At 41.9% G+C, this 17357-nt stretch carries 19 protein-coding genes; 10 read left to right on the top strand and 9 right to left on the bottom strand.

The genetic code is table 11. The features are described 5' to 3' along the window. Window positions 1-13: 13 nt before the first annotated feature. Genes ACWIUD_RS03345 through ACWIUD_RS03355 form a run of 3 tightly spaced genes read left to right on the top strand, consistent with a single transcriptional unit; the run spans window position 14 to window position 3859 of the window. Window positions 14-2314, top strand: a complete 2301-nt coding sequence (locus ACWIUD_RS03345; protein ID WP_454146693.1) for a hypothetical protein — start codon at window positions 14-16, stop codon at window positions 2312-2314. Beyond that, window positions 2311-2904 (top strand): guanylate kinase, encoded by a 594-nt coding sequence (gene gmk, locus ACWIUD_RS03350; RefSeq protein ID WP_454146695.1) that lies wholly within the window; start codon window positions 2311-2313, stop codon window positions 2902-2904. Before ACWIUD_RS03345 ends, gmk begins: the two co-directional genes overlap by 4 nt. After that, a complete protein-coding gene (locus ACWIUD_RS03355; RefSeq protein ID WP_454146697.1) occupies window positions 2864-3859 on the top strand; it encodes an asparaginase in 996 nt (331 codons plus the stop codon). The genes gmk and ACWIUD_RS03355 overlap by 41 nt, the downstream gene beginning before the upstream one ends. Window positions 3860-3972: 113 nt before the next feature. On the opposite strand, the gene ACWIUD_RS03360 is transcribed toward ACWIUD_RS03355, so the two are convergent. Continuing rightward, window positions 3973-4305 (bottom strand): hypothetical protein, encoded by a 333-nt coding sequence (locus tag ACWIUD_RS03360; protein WP_454146699.1) that lies wholly within the window; start codon window positions 4303-4305, stop codon window positions 3973-3975. Here ACWIUD_RS03360 and ACWIUD_RS03365 point away from each other — a divergent pair. From ACWIUD_RS03365 to ACWIUD_RS03375, 3 genes are read left to right on the top strand one after another with little or no spacing between them, the layout of a single operon-like run. Then, window positions 4294-4452 (top strand): hypothetical protein, encoded by a 159-nt coding sequence (locus ACWIUD_RS03365; protein ID WP_454146701.1) that lies wholly within the window; start codon window positions 4294-4296, stop codon window positions 4450-4452. The genes ACWIUD_RS03360 and ACWIUD_RS03365 overlap by 12 nt on opposite strands. Beyond that, on the top strand, window positions 4440-8018 hold the full coding sequence (locus tag ACWIUD_RS03370; protein ID WP_454146703.1) for a type ISP restriction/modification enzyme: 3579 nt from the start codon (window positions 4440-4442) through the stop codon (window positions 8016-8018). The genes ACWIUD_RS03365 and ACWIUD_RS03370 overlap by 13 nt, the downstream gene beginning before the upstream one ends. A gap of 51 nt (window positions 8019-8069) precedes the next feature. Further along, a complete protein-coding gene (locus ACWIUD_RS03375; RefSeq protein ID WP_454146705.1) occupies window positions 8070-8333 on the top strand; it encodes a hypothetical protein in 264 nt (87 codons plus the stop codon). A 228-nt stretch (window positions 8334-8561) separates the two neighbouring features. On the opposite strand, the gene ACWIUD_RS03380 is transcribed toward ACWIUD_RS03375, so the two are convergent. The 7 genes from ACWIUD_RS03380 to ACWIUD_RS03410 are packed head-to-tail and all read right to left on the bottom strand — an operon-like array spanning window position 8562 to window position 14059. After that, window positions 8562-8732 (bottom strand): hypothetical protein, encoded by a 171-nt coding sequence (locus ACWIUD_RS03380; protein ID WP_454146707.1) that lies wholly within the window; start codon window positions 8730-8732, stop codon window positions 8562-8564. Next, a complete protein-coding gene (locus ACWIUD_RS03385; protein WP_454146709.1) occupies window positions 8716-9630 on the bottom strand; it encodes a hypothetical protein in 915 nt (304 codons plus the stop codon). The genes ACWIUD_RS03380 and ACWIUD_RS03385 overlap by 17 nt, the downstream gene beginning before the upstream one ends. Then, window positions 9630-10967 carry a DNA repair protein RadA gene (gene radA / locus ACWIUD_RS03390; protein ID WP_454146711.1) on the bottom strand — a complete coding sequence of 446 codons (1338 nt, stop codon included), beginning with the start codon at window positions 10965-10967 and terminating at the stop codon, window positions 9630-9632. Before radA ends, ACWIUD_RS03385 begins: the two co-directional genes overlap by 1 nt. Before the next feature lie 5 nt (window positions 10968-10972). After that, complete coding sequence (gene ftsY / locus ACWIUD_RS03395; protein ID WP_454146713.1) at window positions 10973-11863, bottom strand: signal recognition particle-docking protein FtsY; 891 nt, start codon at window positions 11861-11863, stop codon at window positions 10973-10975. After that, complete coding sequence (locus ACWIUD_RS03400) at window positions 11863-12363, bottom strand: TlpA family protein disulfide reductase (RefSeq protein WP_454146715.1); 501 nt, start codon at window positions 12361-12363, stop codon at window positions 11863-11865. The genes ftsY and ACWIUD_RS03400 overlap by 1 nt, the downstream gene beginning before the upstream one ends. Continuing rightward, window positions 12360-12914: an NUDIX domain-containing protein gene (locus ACWIUD_RS03405; RefSeq protein ID WP_454146717.1), complete on the bottom strand. Its 555-nt coding sequence runs from the start codon at window positions 12912-12914 to the stop codon at window positions 12360-12362. Before ACWIUD_RS03405 ends, ACWIUD_RS03400 begins: the two co-directional genes overlap by 4 nt. Next, entirely contained in the window at window positions 12911-14059 is a 1149-nt protein-coding gene (locus tag ACWIUD_RS03410; protein WP_454136019.1) for a peptidoglycan DD-metalloendopeptidase family protein, read from the bottom strand. The genes ACWIUD_RS03405 and ACWIUD_RS03410 overlap by 4 nt, the downstream gene beginning before the upstream one ends. 74 nt (window positions 14060-14133) lie before the next feature. Here ACWIUD_RS03410 and ACWIUD_RS03415 point away from each other — a divergent pair, with 74 nt between their 5' ends. From ACWIUD_RS03415 to flgK, 4 genes are all read left to right on the top strand, one after another. After that, the gene (locus ACWIUD_RS03415) at window positions 14134-14313 is read left to right on the top strand and encodes a hypothetical protein (RefSeq protein ID WP_454136020.1); all 180 of its coding nucleotides are present in this window, start codon (window positions 14134-14136) and stop codon (window positions 14311-14313) included. Window positions 14314-14366: 53 nt separating this feature from the next. Beyond that, window positions 14367-14594, top strand: a complete 228-nt coding sequence (locus ACWIUD_RS03420; RefSeq protein ID WP_454146719.1) for a flagellar biosynthesis anti-sigma factor FlgM — start codon at window positions 14367-14369, stop codon at window positions 14592-14594. 137 nt (window positions 14595-14731) lie between these two features. Next, on the top strand, window positions 14732-15163 hold the full coding sequence (locus ACWIUD_RS03425; RefSeq protein ID WP_454146721.1) for a hypothetical protein: 432 nt from the start codon (window positions 14732-14734) through the stop codon (window positions 15161-15163). A gap of 1 nt (window position 15164) precedes the next feature. Further along, on the top strand, window positions 15165-16985 hold the full coding sequence (flgK, locus tag ACWIUD_RS03430; RefSeq protein ID WP_454146723.1) for a flagellar hook-associated protein FlgK: 1821 nt from the start codon (window positions 15165-15167) through the stop codon (window positions 16983-16985). Here flgK and ACWIUD_RS03435 read toward each other — a convergent pair. Then, entirely contained in the window at window positions 16904-17314 is a 411-nt protein-coding gene (locus tag ACWIUD_RS03435) for a hypothetical protein (RefSeq protein WP_454146725.1), read from the bottom strand. The genes flgK and ACWIUD_RS03435 overlap by 82 nt on opposite strands. Window positions 17315-17357: the final 43 nt, after the last annotated feature.

A 17357-nucleotide genomic window follows, 5' to 3' on the forward strand; every position in this document is an offset into this window, starting at 1 on the left:
AAGGACATCGCAAATGAAGTTTTTGCTCGTAAATACTAACAATGCCGTTAGAAAGATTTTCAATATCACCGCAAAAAAGGCGGCAATACAACTCGATGTAATCGATGCGATAAGTCAAATCCCGCTAAAAGAGGACTACAACTGCATTTTTGTCGATGATGGCGTGCTTGGCAGTGGCGATATAAGCAATTTTAGAAATAAAATGATAACTACGAAGTTTTGCATTATTTTATCAAAAGATTCTGCGCTTGTTAGCGGATTTGATAGTTATATCCGCAAACCTTTTTTGCCGACTGATATTTATGAAGTTATGAAAAAAGAAAAAAGTAGCGATATTTCGCTCTCAAACGCCGCAACGCAGGACATTTCGCAGAATCCAAACAGCGATATTGATTTGAATGAATTTAGCGATAGTGAGGATGAATTTTTAAGCGGAGTGAAGGATAGCGAAATTCCCCCGCTTGATATTTCGCTGGATGTCCCGCCGATGAGTGATATTGAGATAGAAAACGCAGAATCTAGCGAAGTTGCGGTGGATTTGGCGGATTCTGCGGATTTGGCGGATTCTGCGGATTTGGCGCAAAAAACTAGCGCGGATTCTGCGCCAAAAGCGAATGTAGATTCTGCGGATATTTTAGAGGAAGCAGAAGCGCAAATCAATAATATCAAAGCACTCGCCGACAAAGGCGGGAATTTTTATAATAGTAGCAACGATACGCACGGCATTGATTTTAGCGCGGTGATGGCACTGCAAGATGAGATTTTGAACGAGGAAAAAAGCAAACGCAAAAAAGGACTAATCGGCGGCGATATTTTCGCTAAAAAAGAACCCAAAAAGACGCAAGATTCTGCGAATGCAAAAGATTCTGCGGATTTGGCGGAAAAGTCCGCCCTTAAAGTTGAAGCAGATTCTGCGCCAAAACCAAAAAACGCAGAATCTACGCCAAAACCCGCACCAAAAAAGGCAGATTCTACGCCACAAAAAGAATTCGCAGAATCTAACGATGATTTTGCATTCGACTTCAAAGACGAAGCAAAAAATGACGCAAATGACGCAAACAAAGCAAATGACGAAGATTTTGATTTATCCTTTGGCGCAGAATCTAGCGCAGAATCTTTTGGCGCAGAATCTAACGATGATTTTGAGATAGATTTGCCAAGCGGAATGCAAGAAACCCCACAAGAAACTCCGCAAGAAATTTCACAAGAAACCCCACAAAACAGCGCAAAAGACGAATTTAGCGACTTTAATTTCGATGAGTTAAAGGATGAAAATTTGGATGGATTGGACGCGCTAGGCGGGATTAGCGCGATTGATAACGAAGCGCAAACCACCATCACACCGCCAAAAAACGCAAATGAGATTTTGAGTAATTTAGACATTAGCGCGTTTGATGAAAATCTCACAAATGAGGCGGATTCTGCGCTAGATTCTGCGCCAAAGCAAGGCGAGATGGAGATAAATGATGATTTCAACGCCACTTTTTCACAAGGCATAAATGCCGAAATGCAGTCCATTTCGCCGAATTTTCAGATGGATGACTTACAGGCGGATTTCACGCAAGAGCAATACAATATGCTAGGACTGCCAATCGATGAGAGTGGCGAGATAAAGGATATCAATGATTTGAGTGAAAGCGAGTTAGAAAAACTCGATGATGAGGCACTTTTGCTATTGCAAGAGCGGGCGTTGCAGGATAAGTCGCCAAAGGTTTTGGATAGGGAGCAGATTGATGCGATAAATGGCATTTTGGATGAGACGGCGAATGCTCCGCAAGGTGGCGATTTCCCTGCTGACTTTTCCGCTGATTTTCCTGCTAGTTTTTCGGCAAATGATTTTTCCGCAAATAGCGTTGCGATGAATAATAATGAGTTGCAATCACTCACGCAAGAGGCGTTAAGCGAGGCACTTGGCGAGGGCGAAGTGCGAGAATTTGGGGGAGATTCTGCGACAAGTGAAATTTTGGCAGATTCTGCGATTGCGACATTTGGCGAAGGGAGTGAATTTATGCAAGATTCTGCGATGCCAAATGTGGGAGATTCTGCGATTTTGGCGCAAAATTTCACGCAAAATCCGCAAAATTTCGCAGATTCTGCTCCGCAAAATTTCACGCAAAATCCATCGCAAAATCCCCAAAACACGCAAAATCCGCAGAATTTTAACGCACAATCCATCCCGCAAAATAGGCAAATCACAATCGGCGATAATTTGGACTTAGCAGAGATTATCAAAACTTTCCCCATCGATAAACTCCGCGATTTATTAAGTGGCGTTCAAATCACAATCAATATCACTTTCCCCACGAAAAAATGATAATCATCTCAGGTCCGAGCGGTGCGGGAAAGTCATCGCTCTGCAAGGAAGCATTTAGGCAAATGCCAAATCTCTACTTTTCGATTTCATCCACCACGCGCCAAAAGCGAGATGGCGAGATTTGCGGGGTGCATTATAATTTTATTAGCGTTGAGGCGTTTGAGTGCGGGATAGAAAAGGGCGAGTTTGTAGAGTGGGCGAGGGTGCATAATAATTATTATGGGACGCCAAAAAGCGAGGTTGCAAAGGCAAGGGCAGAGGGGAAAATCATTGTGTTTGATATCGATGTGGTAGGGCAGAGGGCGATAAAGGCGCATTATCCAAATGCCACTTCGATTTTCATCACTACGCCAAGTTTGGCGGAATTAGAGGCGAGACTAAAAAGTCGTGCGCTAGATTCTGCGGAGGTGATTAAAGGGCGCGTGAAAACTGCGAGCGATGAAATCAAAAGCATAGAAAACTTTGACTTTGTGATAATCAATGATGACTTTAAAAGCGCGGTGGATGGGTTTTTAAGCATTATTAAGGCAACGCAGTTTAAAAACAGCGATGAACTCTCCAAAAGTTTATGTGAAAAGTGGAGCATTTAGGGATTTGGCAAAGATTGCGATTCTTGCCACAGGCGGGACGATAGCAGGTAAAGCAGATGATATTTTTACCACCACGAAATATAAAGCAGGTATTTTTGGCATTGAGACGCTAATAAACGCCACAAAAGAAATCAAAAATCTTGCGCAAATCACATTTAAGCAAGTCGCAAATATCGATAGTTGCGAGATTGATGATAGGGCGTTGCTAAAACTCGCAGCGCACTGCGAAAATGCGCTAAAAAATGTCGATGGCGTGGTTATCACTCACGGGACGGATACGATGGAAGAGAGTGCGTATTTTTTGCATTTGGTGATGAAGGGCGATAAACCCATCGTGCTAACGGGGGCAATGCGCCCCTTTGGCGCAAGTGGTAGCGATGGAGGGCGAAATCTCTATAATGCCGTTGCTTTGGCGGCAAATCCACGCGCAAGTGGCGTGATGGTGGCGATGAATGATAGGATTTTTGGCGCGAGGGATGTGCAAAAAACGCACACGATGAATGTGAATGCCTTTGAGTTTGGCGAAATGGGGTGCTTTGTGGATGGGGAGGCGATTTTTAGTCGCATTTTAGGGACTTGCGCGAAATCGCCCGCATTTAATATCGCAAAGCGCAAAACTCTGCCAAAAGTCGATGTGCTTTGCAGTTACGCAGGCGATGGAGTGCTAATTTCCGCAAAGGCACTTTTTGCAAACGGCGCAAAAGGCATAATAATCGCTTGCAGCGGCGCCGGAAGCATTTGCTCCGCGCATAAAAACGCGCTAAAATCGCTCGTAAAAAAAGGACTAAAAATAGTCATCGCCTCGCGGGTGAAAAGCGGATTTGTCAAAGTGGATGATTTGGATTTCATCTCCGCGCGGGACTTATCCCCGCAAAAAGCACGGATTTTGCTCTCTTTATCTCTCACGCAAACAAACGACAGCAAAAAAATCGCCGAATATTTTTTGAGACATTGAAGGATTTTTGGAAAGTCTATGAAACGCAGAATCTGCCAAAAAAAATTGTCATTCTGAGGGAGCGAAGCGAGCGAAGAATCTAAAATTTCCCCCTCCCAAATGCGCGCGGGGGATTAAGGGGGTGGGTAATTTTCGCAATTAGATTCTGCGAAATCGCAGAATCTTGGATTGCCACGACTTGCAAGCAAGTCTCGCAATGACGAAGTGGGGGTAGATTCTGCAAAATTAGCGCAAATCGCAGAATCTGCGGTGGATTTTTGGGAGATTCTGCGATTTTTACGATAGATTCTACGAAATCGCAGAATCTCGCACGAAAATCGCAGAATCTGCGATGGATTTTTGTCATTGCGAGGCGCACGAAGCGAAGCGAGTGCAACGAAGCAATCCAAAAAATAAAAATCCGTCATTGCGAGAAGTCGCATTTGGGCGACTTCGTGGCAATCCATAAAGTTTGCGAACAAAGCGAAGCAATCATCTATTTACAGATTCACCCAAAAATCATTCACAAAAAATGCTATAATCGCACTCTTATTTTTTGCAAAGTTTTTGCAAATTTTAAAGCGAATCTTAAAGGCACTCTATGGATTTTTTAAGCGATTATTTACACGCGATTCAAAACATTAGCGAATCTGACAAAGAGCACACACACCGAAGCGCGTTGGAGAATTTATTTAAGGTGATTTTGGAGAATCTCACCCAAAGCCACAAGGATTTTAGCAAAATTGCCATTATCCACGAGCCAAACAATGACAAAAGCGAAAACAAGGCAGGTGCGCCTGATTTTCTCATTCAACAAAACGGCTTATCACTAGGCTACATTGAAAATAAGCGCGTGAATGCGGATTTAGCCGAACTCATCGACAAATCAAACGCAAATCCAAAAGCCCAAATCGCCAAATATCTCACGCTAAGCGACAATCTCATTCTCACAGACTATCTACGCTTTTTGCGCATCGCCAAAGATGACAAAGGCAAAATTATCATCACCAAAGAAATCACCATTTGCGCCCTAAATGAGATTCAATCCACGCTCAAAAACAAATCCGCCCTAGAAACAAAGCAAAGCGAAATCTTAGATTTTTTCGCACTCTTTTTTAGCGCAACTCCAAAGTCCATAAACACCGCCCTAGAATTTGCAAACGCCCTAGCACAGCGCACACGCCTTATCAAAGACAATCTCATAGAAAACCCGCAAAATCCCCAAATCTCCACGCTTTACCAAAATTTTAGAGATATTTTATACAAGGATTTGGATTTTGAGTCCTTTTGCGATAGTTTCGCTCAAACGCTCACTTACGCGCTCTTTTTAGCACGGCTAAACGACTCGCAGGGCGAATCTATCGATTTATACAATGCCAAAAAGTTTATCCCCAAATCCTTTCCGCTGATTCGCGCTATGAGCGGATTTTTGGATAATTTAGATGAGTTAGATTCGCTAAAATGGCTTATAAAAGAGATTTTAAGCATTATAAATCACATTGACCCAGCCCAAATCACGCTAGAGCTAAACAAAATCGCGGATAAAGATTTACTTGGCGATTATTTGCATAAAGACCCATATTTGCATTTTTATGAGACTTTTCTCTCTCAATACGACCCGCATTTGCGCGAACTTCGTGGCGTGTATTATACGCCATTTGCGGTTGTGAGCTTTATCATAAATGCGATTGATTACACGCTTAAAAGCGACTTTGGCGAATCAAAAGGGCTAGGCAGTGCGCTTGAAAACGACACTATCACGCTTTTAGATTTTGCCACAGGCACAGGGACATTTTTACTACAAGCATTTCGCAAGGCGTTGCAATCCACTCCGCAAAATTCGCTCCATTATAAACCAAAAAATCTCTTAAATCGTTTCAGTGGCTTTGAATTTTTAATCGCGCCATACACAATCGCGCATCTTAAAATCTCACAATCTTTCAAAGAAGAGTTTAACGCCCCTCTAAGCGATAATGAAAAGCTTAATATTTTGCTTACCAACACTATCTACGCCAAATCCGCCAAAGATGAGCAAAACGAAAAATCAAACCTTATTGCAGGAATGTATGAACTAGCCAATGAGTTTTTAGAAGCGCAAACTCTCAAAGAAAAGCGCATTTTGATAATTACAGGAAACCCTCCATACAGCGGAGCTAGTGCAAACAAAGGATTATATGAGGACGAAGTCAAAATCGCCTATGGTTTAGAGCCAAATAGCGCGAATCTAAACAGCGAAGCACAGCGCATCATAAAATCCTATTTTGCAAACCCAAATGACAAGGCAAAGCAAAAGGATTTTAGAGGCATTTATGAAGCGCGTAAATTGCAAAATGAGAAAACGCCCAAGTGGCTTTTAGATGATTATGTGAAATTTATCCGCTTTGCCGAGAGTAAGATACAAGCCCAAGAGAGCGGAATTATCGCCATTATTAGCAACAATAGCTTTTTAGACAATCCCACATTTCGCGGTATGCGCTATCATTTGCTAAACACCTTTGATAAAATCTACATTGTGGATTTGCACGGCAACGCACGCAAAAAAGAAGTCGCCCCCGATGGCAACAAAGATGACAATGTCTTTGACATTATGCAAGGCGTGTGTATCAGTGTGTTTGTAAAAACAGGCGCGAAAAACAATCCGTCATTGCAAGGCGAATCAAAAAGCCCCTCCCTTGCAAGTGGCGAATCCAAAAGCCTTGATTCGTCATTACGAGATTCACGCAGTGAATCGAAGCAATCCACACCCGCCCCGTCATTGCGAGGCAGTGTGAGCGAAGCGAACACAACGAAGCAATCCACTATTATTTGTCATACTGAGCGTAGCGAAGTATCTCAAAAATCAAATGATAGAGATTCTTCGCTTTCTACGAAAGCTCAGAATGACAATAGGAAAAAGGCTGAATATGACGATAAATTAGCGCGACTTTATCATTACGACCTATACGGCAGACGCAAGGACAAATACGCCTTTTTGCAAGGCAACTCTCTTAAATCTATCGCGTGGAGCGAACTTGCACCAAAAGCACCATTTTATCTCTTTATCCCGCAAAATGAATCCTTACGCGCTGAATATGAAAAGGGCATAAGCGTAAAGGATATTTTCAAGCTATCGAATGTGGGCATTACAAGCGGTAAAGATAGTTTTTGCATTTCAAAATCAGATTCGCAAGAATCCTTGCAAGAACTCAAAAACAACATTACAAAATTTATGAATTTGGATTGCGAATCCGCACGAAAAGAATTTGATTTTGGCGATGATTCTAAAAGTGTTTGGCAGATTCAAAAAGCTAAAAATGATTTAGAAAAAACAAACAATAACCCAAATAATTACATAAAGGTTCACTATCGCCCATTTGATTTTCGCTGGACTTATTACACTTCACAATCTAGTGGATTTTTGGGCAGACCGCGTTATGAAGTAATGAAGCATTTTTTGCCCTCCGATTCGTCATTGCGAGATTTGCCAAAGGCAAATCGTGGCAATCCACAAAATAACAATATTGGGCTAGTGTGCGATAGGGGTTGCAAATTGCAACAAATTGACAATATTTTTGTAGCAAATAATGTCATTGATTTGCATTTGACAGGTAGCGGGAGCTATATTTATCCACTTTACCTAATCGAATCCGATTCAAAAATCGAAAACTTTACGCCTAAGTTTCGCGCATTTGTGGATAAAAAATATGGTGAGAGATTCACGCCAGAGCAGATTTTAGGCTACATTTATGCGATTTTATATCACAAAGATTACAGAGAAAAATATGTGGATTTTTTGAAAATCGACTTCCCAAAAGTGCCATTTGTAAAGTCCAAAAAAGACTTTTTGGCATTAAGTGCGCTTGGGTGTGAGCTAGTCGATTTGCACCTAATGCGCGTGGATTTGAGCGGTGAGTCTGTTGGCGAACCGCTTTTTGGCGATTTGAGCGACAAAAATGAAAAAATAGAAAAAATCGCCTACAATGCCGAATCTAAACGGCTTTTTGTCAATGTAAGTTTGTATTTTGACAATGTGAGCGCGGAAGTGTGGGAGTATAAAATCGGTGGCTACGCTGTTTTGGATAAGTATTTGAAATCCCACAAAGGCGAATCAATCGATTATGCGCACTTTGAACGCGTAATCAAAACTTTGCATAAATCCTTGCAAATACAATCCAAAATCGCAGAGATTGGGATAGAATGATGCAGTGGTGCAACGAATCGTCGTTGCGGGAAGTCGCATTTGGGCGACTTCGTGGCAATCCAAAGATTCTGCGAATCGCAGAATCTTTTTTATTTGAAATATTTTGAGATATTTCGACTTTTTCAAAGTCTCAATATGACAAAATTGAATGTGAGATTCTGCGGTTTTATCGTCATTGCGATGGTTTTTGTAATGCGAATCTGCTCCGCGCCGTCATTGCGAGGTGAATCGCAGATTTTGCGTGAAATTATCGTCATTGCGAGGCAGTTTGAGCGTAGCGAAAACAACGAAGCAATCTATTTCAGCGAATCTTGAATCAAATGCGAATCGCTTACCTTAATCTGTGGTTAATTTCTAAAATAATTTATTGATTCAACTTTGGGACATTGATTTTATTTTCTTTTAAATTTGCGTGATTTGGATTGCTTCGCCCTTGCCTTTGGCAAGGACTCGCAATGACGGATTATTTTACCCACCCCCTAGCCCCCTCCGCAAGGGAGGGGGAAAGAAATGCAAATCCCTCCGCAAGGGAGGGGGAAATTTTTAAGATTCTGCAAAATTAGCGCAAATCGCAGAATCTGCGGTTGATTTTTGGGAGATTCTGCGATTTTTGCGATAGATTCTACGAAAACGCAGAATCTGCGCCAAAATTCGCAGAATCTGCGGAATGATTACCCAAAACACAAATTGCCACCCATCAAAACTGATACACATAACTAAACGCCATACTGCTCGCCCCTGCCTTGTAGCTCGTGGTTACGCCACTTGCCTTGTCTTTTAGGGAATAGATTGTCGGCGTCACATAGGTGATTTTGATATTTAGCTCGGCACTATGAATGCCCGTGCGGTGGTAATATACAAATCTCGCAAGTCCCAAATTCACCCACCCCACCGAAATCAGTGCCTTCTCGCCATTTTTGTTTAACGCAGAATCTGCCACCCACGCCATATTCATCCCGCCCCCAGCACCGATGAATCCGCCGATTTTCCACTCTTTGGCTTCGTAATATTTGATTAGCAAATCCAAATCCACACCGACATTTAGCACATCAAATTTGGGGATTTTCATATACGACATTTCGGCGTAAAATCGCCCACCCATCCACTTTTCCTCGCTCAAAATCCCGCCCTTTATGCCAAAGGACGCGCTTCCGTGCAGTGACTTTGCGCCCTCTTTTGCGCGGTTGCCACCCTCTAAAATGCGCTCCATATTCACAAACTCAATGCCAAAACTCGCCCCCACAAAGAAGTCTATGGCGTCTTTTTTGGGTTTTTTGATATTGTCAATGGTGATGTTGCGGTAACCTAATTTTTTTATCTTTGTGGTTTGTTTGATTGCGGATTGCTTGGATTGCGCGGATTTGGTGGGTTTTGCGGATTTCGCAGATTTCGCAGAATCTGTGGGTTTTGCGGATTTCGCAGTTTGCTTTGCTTTCGCAGATTTCGCAGAATCTGCGGATTTCGGTGCGATTTTTTTGGTAGATTCTGCGTTTTTGAGTGATTTTGTGTTTATGGTTTTTATGGTGCGAGTTTTTCTAGATTCTGCGCTAGATTCTGCGTAAAGCGCAGAATCTAAAAAGGCAAGCATTATCAAAATTAGCGCAATTCTCATCACATCCACTCTAAAATTTTGGTTACATCATTTGCGCTGAAAAGTTTGAGATTGTAGGCGTTTTTGGGCTTTTTGGGGATAATGGCACTTGTGAATTGATAGGATTCAAGCTCTTTTAGTCGCGAATCAATATTGCTAACTTCGCGTATATCGCCTACCAAGCTAACCTCGCCTATAAAGGCACTTTTCGCGCTCAAAGGGCGATTTTTGTAGGACGAAATAATCGCCGCGATTAACGCCAAATCCACGCTTGTCTCGCTTATTTTCATACCACCTACGACATTCACAAACACATCATAATGCCCAAGCGGGACATTTAGTTTGCGCTCCAAAAGCGCAAGCAGCATATTTAGGCGATTTAGCTCAAAGCCTGTGGCGCTTCTGCGCGGGAAATTACTCTCGCTAACTAACGCCTGAATTTCAAGCACAATAGGACGGCTACCCTCCAAAACCACGCTAATCGCGCTCCCTACAACAGATTCACGCTGACTAAAAAATAGCTTTGAAGCGTTTTTCGCGCTAACTAAGCCATTTTCATTCATCTCAAAAATGCCAACTTCATTTGTCGCCCCAAATCGATTTTTAAAGCTCCGCAAGATTCGTATCTCACGGCTCGGGTCGCCCTCAAAATAAAGCACACAATCCACCATATGCTCCAAGATTCGCGGTCCCGCAATAGAGCCCTCTTTTGTGATATGCCCGATGATAAAAATGCTAATTTGCAACTCTTTTGCAAGGCGGAGCAATAAAAAAGTGCATTCTTTCACCTGCGAAACACTGCCCGGCGCAGAGCTAATCGCAGAGCTATACATCGTTTGAATGCTATCGATTATGCAAACTTCATATTTACCACTGCGCAAATTTTCATCAATGCTCTCCAAATCAATGGCATTTAGCAAAAAAAGATTTTTGGATATTTTGCCAAGTCGCTCGGCGCGGAGGCGAATCTGACTAGCTGATTCCTCGCCACTGACATAAAGGACGGATTTTTTTTGCGCTAGATTTAGCGAAGTTTTTAAAAGCAGCGTTGATTTGCCAACGCCCGGAGAACCGCCGATTAGATAAAGTCCGCCCGGCACGATTCCTCCGCCTAGCACGATATTTAGCTCATCTTCGCCACTGCTAAAACGCGAAATACTATCAATTTGCACTTCGCTTAAAGCAATGGGTTTTGATTCGCTAATGCCTTGCGATTCGCCCTTTTTTAGCACTTCTAAATCTTTTGGCTTAATCTCTACAAAGCTATCCCACGAATTGCAATTAGCGCATTTGCCAGCCCATTTTGTGCTTTGTGCGCCACAATGCTGACATTCAAATATGCTTTTTACTTTTGCCATTTTTTTTAGATTTTCGCAGAATCTGCGCCTAAATTCTGCGATTCTGCGCTAAACACATAATCCATCATATTTTTCACATACCATTCTTTATCAAATGGAATTAAGTCATCTGCGCCTTCGCCTGTGCCGACAAACAAAATGGGCAATTTTAGGCTTTTGGCAATGCTAATAATGCACCCGCCCTTGCTTGAACCATCCATCTTTGTGATGATTATGCCATCAAGCGTCAAAATTTCGTTGAATGTTTTTGCTTGATTGATTGCGCTTGTGCCTTGTGTGCCATCTAAAATTAGGATTTTGTAAAAATCGCCAATGCCTTTTTGGCAGGTGTTTGCGATTTTTTTAAGCTCATTTTGCAAGTTGATTTTATTTTCTAATCGCCCCGCAGTATCGATAAATGCGACATCTGCGCCCCTTGACTTTGCCGCGCTAATGCTATCAAATGCCACAGCCGCAGGGTCTGCGCCAAATTTGGAGCTAACGCACTGAATTTCTAGTCGTTTGCCCCACGCGCAAAGTTGCTCCACAGCGGCAGCGCGAAATGTATCCCCCGCGCCAAAGATAACTTTTTGCCCTTGCGCTTTGTAAATCTGCCCTAATTTTGCGATTGTGGTAGTTTTCCCCGCGCCATTTACGCCCAATATTAAATGCACAAGCGGTTTGGTATGAATCTCACGCAACGCTTTCACTTCGCCCAAAAATCCGCGCAATTTTGCCTCTAAATCGCCTCGTTTGATTTTCGCCCCGCTTGAATCTAAAATGCCCTCAATGATTTCATACTCAATGTCGCACTCAATCAAACGCTCTTCAAGCAAATCTTTTGTGATAATTTCTAATGCCAAATTCGCAGAATCCGCAGAATCTCGCCCCATAATTTTTTTAAAAAACGAAAACATTACTTTTCTCCCAAAATGCGTTTTATATCAAATGCAATCATTTCTTCGGGCGTTAGCCCATCGTAGCTTTGTTTGAGATTGCCATTTTTGTCATAAAGTAGCATAAATGGAAATGTCGAAATGTGGTAATTTTCCACAAGCTTGGCAATATCGCCATTGTAAAACCACTCAAATTTTGCGCCCGAATCACTTGCGAATTTTTTAAGCGTCTCTTCGCTCTCATCTTTATCCACAAAAATCCCATAGACATTGATTGCCTCGCCAAATTCTGCATTTATATTTGCGATGTGTTGTGCCTGTCCCAAGCAATAATCGCACCAAGAGCTCAAAAAGAGAAGCAAATAAGGGCGATTGCCGTTTGCGCTTAGTAAATTTTCCTTTTGAGAAAATGTCACTTTTTTGCCTCCCAAACTTATCAAAGAGTAGTTTTTTGGCGTAGATTCTGCGATATTGCACGCGCTAAAAAATAGCGCAAATATCGCTAAAAGTATTTTTTTCATAACTTCTCCCTTATAAACCACAAAAACGCAAATCCCAAAGATGGCGTGATATTTGGCGTTTGCAAAAATTTTAGCGCGGAATCTCGCGGGATTTCGATAATTTCGATAAACTCATCATCGATTCCACCGCCATTTGTGCGCTTATCAGCGTTGCAAACTTCGGCATAAAAAACGCTTTGTTTGCTCCCGCTTGTGCCGACAGATGAGTAAAATTCTGCGATTTTTTGTAGATTCTGCGCCTCAAATCCGCACTCTTCAAGCACCTCTTCTTTTGCGATTTGCTCTAAACTCTTGCCTTTTTTATCCACAAGCCCCGCGCAAAGCTCAAACATATAGCCATCATTATTGCGTAAAAACACGGCGGGGCGGAATTGGCGGACGATGATAAGATTCGCAGAATCTGTGTTGTAGAGCAGAATTGCAACGCTATCGCTACTTTTTACAACCTCCCAGCGTTTGGGGACGCCGTTTTCAATGTAGTGCATTTCGCAGACTTCAATATAGCGCGAATCCTCGCATTTGCGGAGTTCTATGCTGTTTTTGTCAATCATTGCGCTACTTTGGCAAAATAACTTGGTGCTTCTCCGCTGAAATTCTCCATAATGGCGACTTTGAGTTTGTTTTCAAGCGTCTTTGCGTTTGCTAAAAATGCCTTTTTTTCATCTTTGTTTAAAATGCTTTTTGTTGTTTTGATACTCAAAGCAGGGTTTATTGGGCGATTATTTTTATAAAGTCCAAAATGCAAATGCGGTCCCGTGCTTAACCCGCTACTGCCGACTTGCGCGATTTTTTGCCCGCTTTTTACTTTCTGTCCTTTTTTTACGCTAAAAGTTTTTAGATGTGCATAGAGCGTCTTCAATCCGTTGTCGTGCGCCACTTCGACAACTTTGCCATATCCGCTTTTATTCCCGGCATAGACGACTTTGCCACCCGCAGCGGCGCGAACTGCCGTCCCTGTGGGCGCAGCGTAATCGATACCATAATGCGGACGGCGCACTTTTAAAATGGGGTGTTTGCGATTTAGCGAAAATGGCGATGAGACTCTTGCGCCCGGCACGGGAAGTCCTAGCAAAAATCCCTGCTTTTCATTGCCCTTTTCATCGTAATATTTGCCATTTGTGTGGGCGAAAAGAAAGTTTGGTTTGCGATTTGTCTCAATTAACGCTGCTTTTATATCCGGACTGCCAAAAGAGCGTCCCAAGCGGTATTTGTAGTCATAAATTAAGGCGAGTTTGTCATTTTTCAAAACGCTTTTTGAAAAATTTATGGAGTTTTTGTAGATATTTACAAATTCATTTGATAAATTTGTGTCATTTGTGAGTTCGTATAAGTCTTGATATGGGGACTTTTGGATGGAGATGGCGATTTGTGCGCTTGATTTAAAGTATTTCACAGGGATAAAATCCACTTTATACTCGCCACCATCGCGGTAAAGGTGGATTTGCATTTCGTCATTTAGCGGGATTAGTGCTTGGAGCAGAATCTCATTATTTTTTAGCGTGTAATATCGCACTCCGGCGTAAATCTCTGCGGTTAGTTCCTTATCTTCTGCGTGGAGATTCCAATATGTCGATGACGGAATATTATGTGCTTCTAAAAACTGCAAGAAAGTTTGCCCTTTATCCCAAATTTTATTCGTGCTAGTCGCGCCAAATGCGAATGTAAGTGTGAATAAAAAAAGTAGTATTTTTGCCATAAATGCCCCTTTATTTTTAAATAAAATTTGGCATTATACATAAAAATTTTAAAAAATATAGATGGAGTTGCAAAATGAAAGATTGGATATTCCCAAGTGTCGCATTTGTGGTGTTTCTATACGGGATGACATTTCTTATCGCGCATTTGCATAATTATACAAATGCGGATATGAGTTTGTTTGATGGCGCGAGAAATGCGAGTTATGACGATGTGGGGCAGTTTTTAAAGGATATTTCAAAAGCGTTTAAATAACTTCGAATATTTTGTCGATTATAAAATCTAAAATATTTTTTTGGAGTTAAGCAATGATAGTTAGGAATACCCCTTTTGCATCGCACTCAATGCAAACGCAGAATCTACCAAATAATCAAAATGAAAAAGTCGCAGATTCTGCGAAAAGCACCGACACACAAAATGATAAAGTCACAAATATTAAAAAAGATGTAGAAAACGGCGCGTATAAAATCGATATCAACAAAACCGCCGATAAAATGGCACAAGATTTGCTTTTGGATATGAAGGTTTATAGATAAATTATCAGATTCTGCGAATCGCACGAAAATCGCAGAATCTATCGCAGAATCTGCACAAAAAACGCAGAATCTATCGCAGAATCTGCACGAAAATCGCAGAATCTGCACCAAAATCGCAGAATCCAAAAAGGACGAAAATGTTACATTCATATTTGCAAAACGCAGTGAGCGATTTAGTGGCACTTATTGAAATTAGCATTTTGGATATGGAGGATATTAAAAAAGCAAAGCACGAGGCGATTTTCTCGCGATTAGACGCAAAAAATAATCTTATTGAATCTTTTAAAATAAACAAATCAAAGGCAGATTCTGCGATGCGTGAGATGATGGCAAAGCACCCAAACAAGGGCATTGATGAACTTTTGGATGAAAATGCGATGAAAATCATCGATGAAATGCGGACGAGTTTAAAGGAACTGCGGGTTTTGAATAAGGCGTATGCAAAAAGTGTCATTGCGGTGAGTGAGTTTTATAACTCGCTAGTGGGGGCGATTATGCCAAATCAAGTCGGGCAAAAATATGGCAATATTAGCGCAAATCACGCGGATTTTATAAGATGTGAGGCATAAAATGGGTGGCATTCTATCATCGCTAAACACTTCTAGCACGGGATTACACGCACATCAACTAATGGTAGATGTGACGGGCAATAATATCGCAAATGCTAGCGATGAGTTTTACTCGCGCCAAAGGGTGGTGATTTCGCCTGAAACTCCGCTTTATTTTCAAAAATATAATTTGGGGCGGGGCGTGGATGTGGAGACAATTCAGCGAATCCACGATGAATTCACCTTTTCGCGCTACCGCAAGGCAGCAAGCGATGCGCAAAACTACGACACGCAATTTAGCGCGTTGCGTGAGGCGAGTGCATTTTTCCCCGAAGTCGATGGCGTGGGGATTTATAATGATATCGAAGCATATTTCAATGCGTGGAAGGATGTGGAGAAAAATCCATCAGATTCTGCGCAAAAGCAGGTTTTGGCGCAAAAAACGCAAACGCTTATCACAAATGTCAAAGACACGCGAAATCGCCTATTTAATTTGCAATTAAAGCATAGCGAGGAATTGCGCGTGACGATTGAGGAAATCAATGCCATCGCAAAGCAAATCGCAGAGATTAACCGCAAATTAGCAGAGATGGAAGATGCAAATGAGTTAAAACAGGCAAATGAACTCCGCGATAGGCGAGATGAGTTAGAGTTCAATCTCTCAAAACTCATCGGTTCTAGCGTTTTTAAAGACAAGATAAAAAGTCAATCCCGCCTAAACTCCAAAAATGCCGACTTTGATTATGGATACACGCTAAATATCGCAGGTGGATTTAATATCGTAGATGGCGTCCATCATCACCCGCTCGTGGCGGATAATAGCGATAATGACGATGGATTATATACGATTTATTTTAAGGGATTTGACCATAAGCACACGGATATCACGGATAAAATCGTAGGCGGAAAAGCGGGTGCGTTGCTTGACTTGGTGAGTTATGGTAAAAATGGCGGGAAAATTGGCAAATTGCAAGATTATATCAATCTTTTGGATACTTTCGCGCAAGGATTTATCGAAGCGACAAATGGCGTTTATGCCCAAAGTGCGACAAATGAAATATTAAGCGATGAACTAGCGATTGACAAAAATCAAGTGCTTTCAAACTCCATTTATAATATCAAAAACGGCGGATTTGATGTGATTATTTACAACGCAAAGGGCGATGAGATTCTGCGAAAAAATGTAAAAATCGATGGCATTACCACGATGGAGGACATTGTCGATGCGCTAAATCACAGCGATGATGACAACGCCGATAATAATCCGCTAAATGACTTTGATGACTATTTCACCGCGCATTATGATAATGAAGCGAGGCAGTTTCGCATTTTGGCGAAAAATCCATCGCTTGGATTTAGCGTAAGTATCGAGGATAAAGGCAGTAATTTTGTCGGGGCGATTGGCATAAATCGCTTTTTGGAGGGGAGAAATGCAAATGATATCGCGCTAAAAGCGGAGTATGAAAAAGACCCGACTTTGATTCGCCAATGGAAGGCACCTGTGGGCGGGAACTTTGAGATTGCCACGATGATGCTAGAACTGCAATATAAAAATAGCGAATTTTACCCCGTGCGCGGGAAAAAGCAAGAGATGAGTGTGCCTGAATATTTTCAATTCCTAACAGGCAAAGTGGCGACTGATACAAATGAAGTCAGTACTCTGCTTGATACCAAGCAAAGCGTCCTTGCGGCGGTGAAAAAAGAGCATTTGGCGATTAGTCAAGTAAGCATTGATGAAGAGATGGTAAATCTCATCAAATTTCAAAGCGGATATGCGGCAAATGCCAAAGTTATCACGACAATCGATAGAATGATAGAGACTTTGCTAACGATAAAGCAGTGAGGGGATTTGTAGAGATTCTGCGATTTTTGGTAAGATTCTGCGAATTCGCAGAATCTTGGATTGCTTCGTTGCACTCGCTTCGCTTCGTGCGCCTCGCAATGACGAAAAACACGCGAGATTCTGCGAAATGTGTGAGAAACACAGAATCTAGTGCGAAAAAATCCCGTCATTGCGAGATTTTGCGAAGCAGAATCGTGGCAATCCATATGATTATTTTTTGTGGATTGCTTCGTTGTTTTCGCTTCGCTCAAACTGCCTCGCAATGACGAAGTGGTGGCAGATTCTGCGATTTTTGGTGCGAGATTCTGCGATTTGCCTTGTAATGACAAAAAACGCAGAATCTGTTGTAGATTTAAGTTTTTATGCTAATAT

This window comes from Helicobacter sp. 23-1044 (assembly GCF_053654695.1).